12 protein-coding genes are annotated in these 13,512 nt (G+C 64.2%); 4 read left to right on the top strand and 8 right to left on the bottom strand.

Annotated elements, in window-relative coordinates; translation table 11 throughout:
* Positions 1-29: 29 nt before the first annotated feature.
* From B2W55_RS11050 to lptF, 7 genes are all read right to left on the bottom strand, one after another.
* Entirely contained in the window at positions 30-1,088 is a 1,059-nt protein-coding gene (locus tag B2W55_RS11050) for an alcohol dehydrogenase (protein WP_024581475.1), read from the bottom strand.
* 19 nt (positions 1,089-1,107) lie between these two features.
* Positions 1,108-1,962, bottom strand: a complete 855-nt coding sequence (gene rsmA, locus B2W55_RS11045; RefSeq protein WP_024581476.1) for a 16S rRNA (adenine(1518)-N(6)/adenine(1519)-N(6))-dimethyltransferase RsmA — start codon at positions 1,960-1,962, stop codon at positions 1,108-1,110.
* The gene (gene pdxA, locus B2W55_RS11040) at positions 1,963-2,967 is read right to left on the bottom strand and encodes a 4-hydroxythreonine-4-phosphate dehydrogenase PdxA (RefSeq protein ID WP_024581477.1); all 1,005 of its coding nucleotides are present in this window, start codon (positions 2,965-2,967) and stop codon (positions 1,963-1,965) included. It lies immediately after the preceding gene.
* 17 nt (positions 2,968-2,984) lie between these two features.
* Positions 2,985-3,932, bottom strand: coding sequence for a SurA N-terminal domain-containing protein (locus B2W55_RS11035; RefSeq protein WP_024581478.1), 948 nt, complete (start codon positions 3,930-3,932; stop codon positions 2,985-2,987).
* 101 nt (positions 3,933-4,033) lie between these two features.
* Positions 4,034-6,451, bottom strand: coding sequence for an LPS-assembly protein LptD (locus B2W55_RS11030; protein WP_024581479.1), 2,418 nt, complete (start codon positions 6,449-6,451; stop codon positions 4,034-4,036).
* 77 nt (positions 6,452-6,528) lie between these two features.
* Complete coding sequence (gene lptG / locus B2W55_RS11025; protein ID WP_024581480.1) at positions 6,529-7,626, bottom strand: LPS export ABC transporter permease LptG; 1,098 nt, start codon at positions 7,624-7,626, stop codon at positions 6,529-6,531.
* Complete coding sequence (gene lptF, locus B2W55_RS11020; RefSeq protein WP_024581481.1) at positions 7,623-8,789, bottom strand: LPS export ABC transporter permease LptF; 1,167 nt, start codon at positions 8,787-8,789, stop codon at positions 7,623-7,625. Before lptF ends, lptG begins: the two co-directional genes overlap by 4 nt.
* 359 nt (positions 8,790-9,148) lie before the next feature.
* On the opposite strand from lptF, the gene B2W55_RS11015 reads away from it, so the two are divergent.
* The 3 genes from B2W55_RS11015 (at position 9,149) to B2W55_RS11005 (ending at position 11,777) form a co-directional block, all read left to right on the top strand.
* Positions 9,149-10,651 (top strand): leucyl aminopeptidase, encoded by a 1,503-nt coding sequence (locus B2W55_RS11015; RefSeq protein ID WP_024581482.1) that lies wholly within the window; start codon positions 9,149-9,151, stop codon positions 10,649-10,651.
* A gap of 15 nt (positions 10,652-10,666) precedes the next feature.
* A complete protein-coding gene (locus B2W55_RS11010) occupies positions 10,667-11,119 on the top strand; it encodes a DNA polymerase III subunit chi (RefSeq protein ID WP_024581483.1) in 453 nt (150 codons plus the stop codon).
* Positions 11,120-11,270: 151 nt separating this feature from the next.
* Positions 11,271-11,777, top strand: coding sequence for a hypothetical protein (locus tag B2W55_RS11005; protein ID WP_100555262.1), 507 nt, complete (start codon positions 11,271-11,273; stop codon positions 11,775-11,777).
* A gap of 46 nt (positions 11,778-11,823) precedes the next feature.
* On the opposite strand, the gene B2W55_RS11000 is transcribed toward B2W55_RS11005, so the two are convergent.
* Entirely contained in the window at positions 11,824-12,729 is a 906-nt protein-coding gene (locus tag B2W55_RS11000; RefSeq protein WP_024581485.1) for a LysR family transcriptional regulator, read from the bottom strand.
* A gap of 159 nt (positions 12,730-12,888) precedes the next feature.
* Here B2W55_RS11000 and B2W55_RS10995 point away from each other — a divergent pair, with 159 nt between their 5' ends.
* Positions 12,889-13,509: a DUF1989 domain-containing protein gene (locus tag B2W55_RS10995; protein ID WP_024581486.1), complete on the top strand. Its 621-nt coding sequence runs from the start codon at positions 12,889-12,891 to the stop codon at positions 13,507-13,509.
* The last annotated feature ends 3 nt before the right edge of the window (positions 13,510-13,512 follow it).

The following is a 13,512-nucleotide window of genomic DNA, read 5'->3' as shown; positions in this document are numbered from 1 at the left end:
CCGCCGGCCACGCCGGCGGGACCTGGGTGCTAGTTCTTCAGGACGATGCGGCCCACGACCTTGCCGGCGCGCAGCTCGTCGATCCATTTCTGAACGTCGGCCATCGGCTCTTCCTTCATCGGCGTCGGCTTGATCTTGCCGGCGCGTGCGAGCGCCATCAGCTCGCGACCCTCGGCCAGGGTACCGACCATGAAGCCTTCGATGGTCATGCGCTTGTAGACCCACTGCACCATCGGCAGCGAGAAGTTGCCGCCCATCAGGCCCGACACCACGATCTTGCCGCCGCGCGCGACGGTCGAGACCGCGAACGCCATCGACTTCTCGTTGCCGGCAAAGTCGACCACGCCGTCGAAGCCGCCATCGCTCTCCTTCAGCATGCGCTTGACGACGTCAGGCTCCGCCGGGTCATAGGCGGCCGCTGCGCCGTTCTTCAGTGCGGTCTCGCGCGCCGCGGGGCTGAGATCAGCGACCGTGATCGGCTGCTTGAACATCGCCTGCGCGAAAGACAGGCCCATCATGCCGACGCCGCCAAGTCCGATCAGCAGCAGATTGCGCTGGCGCGGGCGATCGACCAGCCGCTTCAATGCGCCATAGGCGGTGACGCCGGAGCACATCAGCGTGGCCGCCTGGTTGACCGGAAGCGGATCGTATTCGAGCAGATATTTCGCGTCGGGCACCAGCACGTGGGTGGCGAAGCCGCCGTCGATCGAAACGCCGAGGAAGCGCTGCTTGACGCAGAGGTTCTCGTCACCGGCGAGACAGTCGCGGCACTGGCCGCAGCCGATCCAGGGGAAGACCGCCTGCTTCGTTCCGACCAGATCGTTCGGCGCATCGGGGCCGACCTCGTCGACGACGCCGGCGATCTCGTGGCCGAGCGTGAAGGGCAGGGTCATGCCGCGGGTGGTGTCGAGCTTCTTGCCGCCGCCGAGATCCGCGTAGCCGTCCTGGATGTGCAGATCGGAATGGCACAGGCCGCAGCGCTCGATGCGCACCAGCACTTCGCGTCCCTGTGGCTTCGGTGTGTCCACGATGGTCTCGCACAGCGGTGCATCGAATTTGACGAGGGATTGGCGAACCATACGCGCCATTACGTTTTCTCCTGTTGTTCTATTTTGTGGACCGTATATCGGCCAATTCACGGGCCATGGCAACAAAGCCGGCGACCGGAATGGTTTCGGCGCGCCGCGTCGCTTCGATGCCGGCTGAGGCCGCGAGCCGTGCCGGATCGACCGACAGCGATTTCAGGCTCTGGCGCAGCATCTTGCGGCGCTGGCCGAAGGCGGCGGCCGCGACCTGCTCGAGCATGCGGCGGTCGCACGGCTCGGGCGCGGCGCGCGGTATCAACCGCACCACCGACGACGTGACCTTGGGTTGCGGCACGAAGGCCGCGGGTGAAATGTCGAACAGGATCTTGGTCTCGGCGCGCCAATTGGCGAGCACCGCGAGCCGGCCATACGCCTCTTCGTCCTCATGGGCTGTGATACGCTCGGCGACCTCGCGCTGAAACATCAATACCATGGTGTCGTACCAGGGCGGCCACGGCTCGATCGACAGCCAGTCGACCAGAAGCTGGGTCGCGATGTTGTAGGGCAGGTTGGCGACGATCTTGGCCTTGCCGCCGTCAAGGAAGGGACGTGGATCGAAATGCTGCGCGTCGCCGTGCACGATCTCGATGCGGCCGGGGTAACGCTTGACGATGTAGTCGAGCGCGGCGAGCGCCCGCTCGTCGCGCTCGATGGCGATCACGCGCTTGGCGCCCATCGCAAGCAGCGCGCGCGTCAGGCCGCCGGGGCCGGGCCCGACCTCGATCACGGTGGAGTCTTCGAGCGGGCCTGCGGCGCGGGCGATCCGTGCGGTGAGATTGAGGTCGAGCAGAAAATTCTGGCCGAGCGATTTGCGCGCCGACAGGGAATGCTCGCGAATGATGTCGCGCAGCGGCGGCAGATCGTCGATCGTGCTCACCTAGCTTGAGGCCGCGGCCATGCGCGCGGCGAGCCGCAGCGCGGCGATCAGGCTCGAGGGATTGGCCTTGCCGGTGCCGGCGATATCGAACGCGGTGCCGTGATCGGGCGAAGTCCGGACGAACGGCAATCCGAGCGTGACGTTGACGGCGTCCTCGAACGCGACGGTCTTGATCGGGATCAGCGCCTGATCGTGATACATGCAGATCGCGCAATCATAGGTCTTGCGCGCGGCTGCGTGGAACATGGTGTCGGACGGCAGCGGACCTCGGACCGCAACGCCGTCGCGGCGCAGGATGTCGACCGCCGGCGCGACGATCTCGACATCCTCCATGCCGAGCGTGCCGTCCTCCCCGGCGTGCGGATTGAGGCCGGCTATGGCAAGCCGCGGCGCCGCCAGGCCGAACCGCGCCTTCATATCGGCGACCACGATGCGCGCGGTCGAGACGATCAGGTCGGTCGACAATTGCGCCAGCGCTTCGCGGACCGAGACGTGGATGGTCACCGGGACCACGGCGAGGGCCGGCGACCACAGCATCATCACCGGCTGCGGTGCCGGGCCGCCGCGGGCGGCGGCAAGCTCGGCAAGGAATTCGGTATGGCCGGGATGGCGGAATCCGGCACGGTACAGCACATTCTTGGCGATCGGATTGGTGACGACGGCGCTGGCCTTGCCGGAGGCGACGTCGGCGACGGCCTGGCGGATCGACGCCAGCGCCGCGTCAGCGCTGGTCGCGTCGGGCTGGCCCGGTCGGGCCGTTGCCAGCTTGCCGGTCGCGACCACGGGGAGGGCGTGGGCAAACGCTGCGCAGGCTTCTTCCGCGCCGACCTCGGCAAACTCGACGGCAAGCCCGAGCGCCTTCGCGCGCTCAGCCAGGGAGGCGGGGTCGCCGAGCAGATAGAACGGCGGAAGATCAAGCTCGCGGCGGCGCAGCCATGCGGCGAGCGTGATATCGGGGCCGATGCCTGCGGGCTCGCCGGATGTCAGTGCGAGAGGTTGGGCCATGCATCAACGATAGTCGATCATTTCCCGCCTGGATATTCGATCATCGCGGCTCTTCGGACTTCCTGCAGATAGGCCTTGGACTTCGCCTCGTACTTCTGCACGTACATCTTGTCCCGCATCTCACGCTTCTTCGGCGTGTCCACGGTGGTCGCCTTCCTGCCGCAGAGGACGACCATTTCGACGCCCTGCTTGGTGATCTCAGGCGGGGTGAGGTGGCCGACCGGGGTCTTGTCCAGGATATCGCGCAGCGACTGCGGCAGGTCGGCCGAGGTCTTCACCACGATTTCGCGGATCGCGGCATTGCGCATCGACTTGAAGTAGGAGTTGGCCTCCTCACAACTGGTCACCCGCTCGCGCAGGGTGTCGGCTTCCTTGCGGCGTCCCTCGAACTCCGACTGCGGAGCACCGCGGGGCACGATCAGAACCACCGGCTGCATCCGGTATTCGAACGCTTCGGCGTCCGGAGCGTCTCCGGTCTCCTTGACCGCGGTCGCCACGTCCCTCTCGCCGACCTGCAGGCTTTCCTTGAAGCGGCCACGGACCAGGCTGGTCCAGACCATGTCGGCCCTGATGCGCTGCTTCAGCGTATCGGGTCGGATGCCCTTGCTCTCCAGCACCTTGGTGAGCTGGTCGCCCGACAGCCGCATCCGCTGCGCCATGCCGCCGAAGGACTGCTCGATGTCGTTGGCGGTGGGATCGACGCCATACTTCTTGGCTTCCTTGATCTTCAGCTTCTCATCGATCAACTCGTCGAGGACGGCTTTGCGATCGGGAGTCTTGCCGCCGGTCAGGGCGTTCAACTTCGCGCGCTGCTCGATGTCGAAAGCGGTAATGGGTTCGCCATTGACCATCACGGCGATGCTCTGGGCGTGCAATCGCGCGCTGCCCCCGAACACGAGGACAAGAGCCAGCAGGGAACCCAGTATGAGCGAACGGCGGCGGGGTGGCAGGCTAGCGGTCGTCATTATTGTCATGTCAGCCGTTTAAACCAATTCAAGCCGGAGCCACAGGCCCGCGGGCAATTTAAGCCCCTCGCCAAGCTCTCTCGCCTGGCGCCCCTCGCTTGCTACTGCACGCCAGCCGAACTGCTGGTGGTGGAGGTTTGCGCGATCGTCCGCAGCCCAATCTGGAACATGAACGCGTGGCTGAGGACGGGCGGCTGCGAACCGGCCTGATAGGTATAGGACGTGACGTAGTTGGCGGCCAGCACGAAGCAGTCGTCCACGTAGCCCGCGCCTACCGCATACTGGTTGATCTTGTTCGCTTCAAGGTCCCAGCGCGCCGCGCCCTGGACCACCCAGTTCGCCGCCACCTTGACCGAACCGCTGGTCAGGATGCCCTCGCGGCGGGTCAGGTAGCCGAGTTCCGGCTGGGCGGCATAGTCGCCGTAGGTCACGGCGACCGACCAGCGGTCGAAATTCGCGGCCGCCGTGGCCTCGAACCGGTTGATGTTCCAGGTCGCCTCATCCATCCGGGTGCGGACGCTGAACGTATAGGTGCGGTTGGGCGAATAGGCGAGGCTCGCGACGTAATCCGAGCGCGGGTTCTGCAAGCCGGAATCGATGCCGGTGTTGGTGACGTCGGCGACCGCGAACGAGTTCAGGCCGAACATCTGGTAGGACTGCCCGAACATCGCCTTGACGCTGCCGCCACGGTCGAACTGGGTGGTGGCCTGCACGCCGACATTGGCGCGGCTGCCGCCCTCGACGCGGTCATAGCCGGAGAACTTGTCGACCGAGAACAGGTTCGAGGTGTCGAACACCAGGCTCTGCGCGTCCTCGTTGGGAAGCTTGCCGGCATTGGGCTCGTTGGGCCGGATGATGACCTGCGCGATCGGCTCGACGGTGGTGGTGCCCCACGGCTGCACATTGATGAAGGGGTAGCGGTATTCGAGGCCGACGGTCGGCATCAGGCGGACCGTCTGGGTGTCGCCGATCGGCAAGTAGCTGGAAACGCCCGGCTGGTTCGAGACATCCGCGTTGATCGCATCGGCGCGGATGCTGGCGAACGGCGTCCAGATCTGGCCGAACGGGTCGGTATAGGACTTGCGCCACTGCGCCTCGGCGGTCAGGCGGGTGTAGGTGCCGGGCATGCCGCGCAGCAGGCACTGCGACGGCGTGCGTGCCATCGGATCGGCCGACGTGGTCAGGCACAGGCTGTTGGTGTTGGCCGTCGTCGTGATCGGATCGAACACCGCGGTTTCGCGGGTCAGGTTGACGAAGTTCATCTTGTAGCTGAACTCGCCGCCCAGGATATTGCTGTTGATCACGTTGTTGTAGTCGATCACGGGCGCGACCACCGGCACCTGGCTCTGGTTGCCGGAGTAGCTGAGATAGTAGATCGCGCGCGCGTCAAAGAAGCTGCGGTTGCCGACGCCGGTCAGATAGAGCTGCGAGATCGCCTCGGTCGGCAGCGACAGGAACGACCCGAACGGGTCCTTGTACTGGGCGAGCCGGTAGTCGGACATGAAGAAGTAGTCCGACAGCACCACGCCGTCCCAGCCCCAGACCCATTTGTCGTTCAGCGCGAACTGGCCCTTGGTGTCGACGCCCCAGCGGAAGTCGCGGTCGCCCGGCTGGCCGGTGAACTGACCTCGATCGAGCTGATCGATACCGTAGAGCCGGATCTGATAGGAGCCGTCCGCGAAGCGCTGGCGGAATTCGGTTTGCAGCAGCACGCCCTGTTTCGACGTGATGCGCGGATTGAAGGTCGCGTCCATGTCCGGCGCGATCGCCCAGTAATAGGGGATTTCGACGCCGTAACCGAACGCCGTATAGCTGGTGAAGCCCGGCATCAGGAAGCCGCTCTTGCGCTTCACGGTCGGATCGGGCGTCGAGAAGTACGGCAGATAGGCCATCGGAACGCCGAAGAATTCGAGCTGGGCGTTCTCGAAATAGAGCATCTTCTCGGTCTGGTTATGGATGATGCGCGCGCCCTTGACCTGCCAGAGCGGCGGCTTCTTCGGATCATCCTTACAGGGTGCGCAGGCGGTATAAACGCCGTTGTCGAACACCGTGTAATTGCCACTCGAGCGATCGGCGCGGGTCGCCGCCATGCGGGTCTGGTCTTCGGTGTCGACGCGCAGCGAATCGACGAAACCGTCACGGTAGTCGTCGCTGAGATCCATGATGTTGGCGTAGGTGATCTTGCCTTCCGCATCGGTCATGCGGATGTTGCCTTCGGCATGAAGACGCTTGGTCTTCTGGTCGTAGATGACCTTGTCGGCCTCGACGCTGGTGCCGTTGTAGAACATCTGGACGTTGCCGACCGCCGAGATGCGCGAGTTGTTGTAGTCGTAATCGACCTCGGTCGCCTGAACGAGCATCTGCCCGTCGTTCTTGGCCGGCGGACGGGGCGGCTTCGGCGGACGCGGATTGTAGGTGAATGCCTGCGCGGCAGCCGGCGTCGACGCGACGACGTCGAGTGCGCTGACCACGACGAGCGCGGCGAGGAGAGCTGAGATCGAAACGCCAAACGCGGCCATGCGGCTCCGTTGACGGCGCAGAGCACTGCGCCGCCCGCAAGCAGGCGACCTCAACTGGCGGGCGGCGACAGTAGCCACTACCCGTCCTCCTGGTACAGCAAAGCTAAGAAGCCGGTGAGGCTACCCACAACGACGGGCAACCACGCCGCAGCGATGGGATGCATCAACTCAGCCTTGCTCAAATCTTCAGTTACTTTCGAAAGCACGTAGAGCAGAAAGCCTGCGCCCACGCCACTCAAAACCATCTTCTGCACGCCGCCCATCCGGAAGAAGCGAAGGCTCACAGAAGCCGCCAACATCACCATCGCAGCCAGCAAAAACGGCTGTGCGATGAGCTTGTGATACTGCAATCGATAGCCGGCCGTCGCGAACCCTGAGCTCTCCGACGAACGGATGTAAGTCGGCAGTTGCCAAAAGGACACAGTTTCGGGGGTGGAGAAACTGTTGCGCACCTGTGCCGGGGTGAGAGTCGTGGTCAGGTAGAAGGTGTCCTGATCCACCGGAGCCTTGTCGAGGGTGTATCGGCGTACTCCCTTGAACACCCAGCGACCGTCTTCGAGCGCCGCTTCGCGCGCTTCGATTCGTTCCTTGAACTGCAATGCCGTATCGAATCGAAACACGGTGAGGCCGGTGAGCCGGACGCCCTGCTGCTCGCTGCGCGCCGCGTTGATGATCGCCTGACCCTCGTCGTTGATCTGGTTCAACCAGAAGCCGGACGCGTCCTGGATGCCGCCGCCCGGCGCCGAGCCGAACAGCTCGGCCTCCATCCGCTTCGAGAGCTCGCGCAGATTGGCCGACATCGGATTGTAGGCGGTGGTCGCGAAGATGCCGAGCACGATGGCGCTGACCAGTGCCGGCGAGATGAATTGCCAGGCCGAGACGCCGGCGGCGCGCGCCACGACGAGCTCGAGCCGCCGCGACAGCGCGAGATAGCAGGTCATCGCGCCGATCAACACGCAGAACGGCATCAGCTTCTCGAGCAATTGCGGCACGCGGAACAGCGAGGTCTCGGCGACGGTGATGGCGGACGCATCGACCAGGCCCGATGTCTTGCGCACCATCTCGATGTAGTCGACCAGCACGAGCAGCACGAAGATGCCCGCGAACACGCCCACCGCCGCGATCACGAAGCGACCGGCGAAATAACGCCCGAGCGTGTTGGTGACCATGCTCATGCGGTTGCGGGCCTCCGGAACAGGCGCGCGATGCGCTCATTGTTTCGGTTGATGGCTTCGATCAGCGCCGCCGGCGGTTCGACGACCACCCCGCCGACGATCATCCAGATCCCGATGCCGATGCCGGCGAACAGCATCACATATTGCACCAGCGCCGCGATCGGCGTCTTCACCGCCATGACCGAGCAGGCGAAGCCGACCATGCGCAGGCCGAACACCGCGAATACCGAGCCGCCGATCGAGAAATTGCGGCTTTGCCGCGTGGTGCGCGGCGCGCCGAGGAAAGCAAAGGTGAGAGCCGCGAACGCGAACGGATAGATCGGTGCCATGAATCGATCGTGCAGCTCGGCGAAGAACTGGCCCGACAGCTGCTGATAGGTCGGATCCTTCTCGTCCGGCGACATCAGCTCCCAAAGATAGCGTTCGCGAATCCCGAGGGTGACGTCGCGGCCCTGCGAGAACTTCGACATGTCGAAAGCGTAGCGCTGAAACACCACCAGCGTCGGATCGCGCTTGCCGACCTCGAATCGCTCGAGGTTGCCGTCCTCCAGCACGAGATACGACCCGCTCTCGTTCTTCAGCACGGTGCCGTGGTCGGCGACGATGGTCACGCGCTGCTGCGGATCGCGGCGATCGTCGACGAAGACGCCGCCGAGTACGCCGCCGGGCAGCCGCTCGCGGATCCGAATCGTCAGATTCTGGTCGAGCTGGGCGAAGCGGCCGGGTTGCAGGATGTTGGTCAGGACGTCGGCGGTGATCTCGGCATCCCACTGCTTGATTCGGCGCATGCCGTCGGGGGCGAGATAGGCGCCGATGAAGGCGACCAGCGCTGCCACCACGCAGGTGGCGAAGAAGAACGGCCGGAACAGGCGGAACGGCGAGAACCCCGCCGCATTCATCACGATGATCTCGGAATCGGTCGCCAGCTTGTTCAGCGTGTGGGAGATCGCAATCATCAGTGCGATCGGGGCGATGATCAGCACCAGGGCCGGAATCACGAGGCCGGTGATGCCGAGGAAGGTCAGGATGGTCTGGCCCTGGCTCGTCATCAGATCGATACCGCGCAACGCCTGCGTAATCCAGATCACGCCGGTGAGGCTGACCAGCACAAGCGCAAACGACGCCAGCGTCGTTTTAAAGATGTACTTGTCGATCGACCCCATCGCTACCCGTACGACCCCCAAGACCCCTAGTACGCAGCCAAACGCACGGCTTTCGACCAATCCCGTCAACCCGGGTTCCCCAATGGTCGAGCCGCGAACGCACCTGGCTCACTCTCTCACTACCATCCCTTTGATCCGTCAACAAAATGGCCACGCCAAGGCGCGCTTAATTTATGGTTAATTATTCGCTTTTGTGACCTTCCGGCCACTGCGGTGCTTGGCAGCGGCGCAGCCGACAGGTCATAGTGTGTGACAAACCCGGTCCGGGATGTTCCGGACCGCCATCGCCATGCTCACCCCGAGTGCCGGAAGGACCGCCTCAGGTTCGGGCAACACCCTGAGTTCTGGAGGATTTTCCTATGCCCGACGCCGTCAAGGTCGGCTTTGCCCCATTCTCCGCGGCCGCTCGCGGCATTCTGGTCGTCTTCTGCGACGAGCAGTTGAAGCTGGGATCCGCGACCCGAAAGGCGCTGGGCGTCGCAGCCGAGACGATCAAGCGGGCCGCGGCGACCAACCAGTTCAAGGGCAAAAGCGGGGCAGCGCTCGACATTCTGGCGCCCGAGGGCATCAAGGCCGAGCGGCTGATCGTGATCGGCGCGGGCAAGCCGGCCGACCTCAAGGAGAAGGATTTTCTCAAGTTTGGCGGGCTGGTGGCCGGCAAGCTCAATGCCGGCAGCGCCGCGATGACCGTCATCGCCGAACTGCCCGATGCCGCGATGGCAGCCGGCCAGGCGGCCGCGATCGCCGCCGGTATCCGCCTGCGCGCCTACAAATTCGATCGTTACAAGACCAGGAAGAAGGACGGCGAGGACGGCACCGTGCGGGCCGAGGTCTCCATCGCGGTCGACGATGTCGCGGCGGCGAGGAAGGCGTTCGCGCCTGAATCTTCCATCGTCGACGGCGTCAACCTTGCCCGCGAGCTCGTCAACGAGCCGCCGAACGTGCTGTATCCCGAAGAGTTCGCGCGCCGCGCCAGCCAGCTGCGCAAGCTCGGCGTCACCGTCGAGGTGCTCGACGTCAAGGCGATGACGAAGCTCGGCATGGGCGCACTGCTCGGCGTCGGCCAGGGATCGGCGCGGCCGAGCCGTACCGTGATCATGCGCTGGAACGGCGGCAAGAAGAGCGAGACACCGGTCGCCTTCGTCGGCAAGGGCGTCTGCTTCGACACCGGCGGTATCTCGATCAAGTCCGCCGGCGGCATGGAGGATATGAAGGGTGACATGGGCGGCGCGGCCTGCGTGGTCGGGCTGATGCACGCGCTGGCGGCGCGCAAGGCGCGCGTCAATGCGGTCGGCGCCATCGGGCTCGTCGAGAACATGCCCGACGGCAATGCCCAGCGTCCCGGCGACATCGTCACCTCGATGTCCGGTCAGACCATCGAGATCATCAACACCGATGCCGAGGGCCGCCTCGTGCTCGCCGACGTGCTCTGGTACGTCGCCAAGAAGTTCAAGCCGAAATTCATGGTCGATCTGGCGACGCTGACCGGCGCGATCATGGTCGCGCTCGGCACCGATCACGCCGGCCTGTTCTCCAACAATGACGAACTCGCCGAGCGCCTGGCCAAGGTCGGCCTCGAGACCGGAGAGAAAGTGTGGCGCATGCCGCTCGGGCCGGAATACGACAAGCAGATCGATTCGCAGTTCGCCGACATGAAGAACACCGGCGGGCGCAACGGCGGCTCGATCACGGCGGCGCAATTCCTGCAGCGCTTCGTCGACGGCACGCCATGGGCCCATCTCGACATCGCCGGCACCGCGATGGGCGCGCCGAAGACCGAGATCAATCAGAGCTGGGGGTCGGGTTACGGCGTGCGGCTGCTGGAGCGGTTGGTCTCCGACTATTATGAAGCCAAGAAGTAGGATGCTCGCCGGCGCATGACCGAAGTGCTGTTCTACCATCTCCAGAACATGACGCTGGAGAGCGTGCTGCCGCCGCTGCTCGAGAAGTCGCTCGAGCGCGGCTGGCGCGTGGTCGTGCAATCGACGTCGCAGGAGCGCGCCGAGACGCTCGACGCGCATCTGTGGACCTACAGCGACGATTCGTTCCTGCCGCACGCGTCGTCGCGCGTTGCCGATGCGCAGGACCAGCCGATCGTCCTGTCGATCGAGGAGGGCAATCCGAACCGGGCCAATGTCCGGTTTCTGGTCGACAACGCCGCGCTCCCGGCCGACTGCGACAGCTACGAACGGGTGGTCCTCGTGTTCAACGGCGACGACCCCGACGCGGTGGCCGCGGCGAGGGAGAGCTGGACCACTTGCAAGGCGCGCGGCTTCGAGGTGACCTATTGGCAGACCGACGAGCGGGGTCGCTGGCAGCGGCGCCAATAGCGATATCTACTAATTAATGATAATCCGAGGTTTCTCGGTGTGGGTCACGGTCATGCCGCAAAGTGATGTTCGGACAACCTCTTAGGTAAAGGGGTTAGGAGCCTGGTCGATCGTGCGTGATGGAACATTCAGTCGGAAGTCGCTGCTGGCGTTGCTGGTGCTTGCACCCGGTCTTGCTGGCTGCTCGGGCGCGGCATCCGACATATTCTCGCGCGACGCCGACTGGTTCTCGCGCCCCGGGCGGGTGTTCATCCGCAACATCTCGATCGAATCGCCGCCGCTGACACCCGATAAGCCGGTGACCAACGACGATCTGGTCAGTGCCGACGGCGGTTGTCCGGGCATGGCGCCGCCGGCCGCCGCCGCCGATGCCAACGCCCAGGCTCCGGGTGGCGCACTGCCGCAGCCGACCGGCGGCAGCGTCGCGCTCGGTCACACCGAATGCGATGTCGTGCGCGGCATCGGTGCCCCTGACAGTGTGAACCTGTCGAACGGCCCCGGCGGCGAGCGCGTCGCGGTCGTCACCTGGTCGCGCGGCCCGCGTGCCGGTATCTACACGTTCTCCGGCGGGCGCCTGACGTCCGTCGAGCGTGGCCCAGACGCTGCGCCGGAGCCGAAACCGGCGAAGCCGAAGAAGAAAAAGACCGCGCACGGCTAAGGCACGATCCGGAGACCAGCGACGCTGTTCTCCGAAAAATGCACGCTCATCTGCCTGACGATCGCAAGGCGGATTCGAACTCCCTGATGGCAAGCTGAAGCAATGGAGACACTCGCTTCTCCATTCGCGTCGCCATGAAGAAGTTCGAATACACGCGGGGAATGCTCGGCGACAACGACCTCATCTCGCCGCGCAACACCCAGGCCTTTGCATAATGTTCGGGAAGGTAGCTCAGATAGAGCCCGCTCAGAACCAGAATGGCCTGCGCCTCCATGCTTGAAACGCTGACGCGGGCGATCGCATTCGGCACATGCTCCAGTTCGAGCATCCTGGCGTAGGGACGAACCACAAAGGCATGACGTTCGACCGTTTCGCGCACGATCTCGGTCCTCCTGCGGCCGAACAGCGGGTGGGTCGACCCGCAATAGAGCGAATGCACCTCTTGCCTGAGGGCAATGCACCGGATGCCCGGATAACGACCGGGCTCGGGCAGGATGGCGAGATCGAGTCCGCCGTTTCCAAGCTCCGAGATCAGGGATTCCGGCGATCGGACTTCGATGCGGACGATGACATCAGGCGCCTTTCGATTGAGCGCGGCGATGACCCGATGAACCGGCATCTGCGGGTCGGTGATGGTGTTGTCGACCAGTCCCAGACGGATCGTCCCGGAGAGTCGCTTTTTCAGTGCGCCGACGACGTTCTCGAACGACGTGAGCTCCTCGAAGACCTTCTTCGATTGCTCGAAGACGACCGACCCGCGATCGGTCAACCCAAATCCGCGCCGTCCCCGTTGGCACAGTGTGAAGCCGAAGCGCTCCTCAAGCGCCTTGATATGGAAGCTCACGGCGGATTGGCTGAGACCGAGCGCAACCTGCGCGCCCACAAACGACCGATGCTTGACGACGGCATGAAACACGACAAGGGAAGCCAGGTCCGAGCTGGATGTCTTCATCGATACACCAATAATCCTGATGTGAAGATCACCATACCACTATTTTCCGGAGGTTGAATCGACGATCTGCTCCCGGGTGGGCGCTGCCCTGTTCGCGCATGGGGCCATCGCTCGCATGACGATGTCATTCACGCGGGTTCGTTTCCGGGAGAAAGCGCAATGGGCAAGTTCGAATTGGACGGCAAGACGATCGTCCGTCGGGAGACGGTCGAGGCGAAGGGCAGGTGGTCAGCCCGGCTCGATCGCGGGCAGAAGCTGACCCTGGTCGATTTGAAGGGGCAGCAGGCGATCGATTTTCTCTGCTTCAGCGCGACGATGCCGCTCGACAGGATCAACCTCCCCAACACCGTCAAGCTCAACAAGTCGCTATACATCACCAAAGGATCAAAGATTTATTCCGACCACGCACAGGTCATGATGTCGGTCGTCGAGGACACCTGCGGGTTTCACGATACGCTGGCGGGATGCTGTAGCTGCGAGATCGACAGGGTCAGGTACGGCGTCGAGAAGCACGAAAGCTGTAGGACGAATTTCATCGCCGAGCTCGCCGGATGGGCGCTCGGTCCGTCCGAGATCGTCTCGAACATCAACTTCTTCATGCGGGTGCCGTTTGACGACAGCGGCAAGATCGAGATTGCCGACAGCGTGTCGAAGCCTGGCGACTATGTGACACTGGTGGCAGAAATGCCCGTCATCGTCGTCATCTCCAACTGCCCGCAGACGGACAATCCCGCGGCTGGGTTTGCGCCGACGCCCGTCGAGGTGAGCATATGGGAATGATGC

The sequence above is a fragment of the Bradyrhizobium sp. UBA2491 genome, assembly GCF_002341725.1.
Lineage (GTDB): Bacteria > Pseudomonadota > Alphaproteobacteria > Rhizobiales > Xanthobacteraceae > Bradyrhizobium.
Note: the sequence above shows the minus strand (reverse complement) of the source record. Positions and strands in the feature narration are given on the sequence as shown.

Bases quoted from the DNA above. Each gene is read 5' to 3' on its own strand.
- pdxA (WP_024581477.1), bottom strand. From the start codon at position 2,967: ATGGCCCAACCTCTCGCACTGACATCCGGCGAGCCCGCAGGCATCGGC.
- B2W55_RS11030 (WP_024581479.1), bottom strand. From the start codon at position 6,451: ATGGCCGCGTTTGGCGTTTCGATCTCAGCTCTCCTCGCCGCGCTCGTC.
- B2W55_RS11050 (WP_024581475.1), bottom strand. From the start codon at position 1,088: ATGGCGCGTATGGTTCGCCAATCCCTCGTCAAATTCGATGCACCGCTG.
- B2W55_RS11015 (WP_024581482.1), top strand. From the start codon at position 9,149: ATGCCCGACGCCGTCAAGGTCGGCTTTGCCCCATTCTCCGCGGCCGCT.
- B2W55_RS11000 (WP_024581485.1), bottom strand. From the start codon at position 12,729: ATGAAGACATCCAGCTCGGACCTGGCTTCCCTTGTCGTGTTTCATGCC.
- lptF (WP_024581481.1), bottom strand. From the start codon at position 8,789: ATGGGGTCGATCGACAAGTACATCTTTAAAACGACGCTGGCGTCGTTT.
- B2W55_RS11035 (WP_024581478.1), bottom strand. From the start codon at position 3,932: ATGACGACCGCTAGCCTGCCACCCCGCCGCCGTTCGCTCATACTGGGT.
- B2W55_RS11010 (WP_024581483.1), top strand. From the start codon at position 10,667: ATGACCGAAGTGCTGTTCTACCATCTCCAGAACATGACGCTGGAGAGC.
- B2W55_RS10995 (WP_024581486.1), top strand. From the start codon at position 12,889: ATGGGCAAGTTCGAATTGGACGGCAAGACGATCGTCCGTCGGGAGACG.
- lptG (WP_024581480.1), bottom strand. From the start codon at position 7,626: ATGAGCATGGTCACCAACACGCTCGGGCGTTATTTCGCCGGTCGCTTC.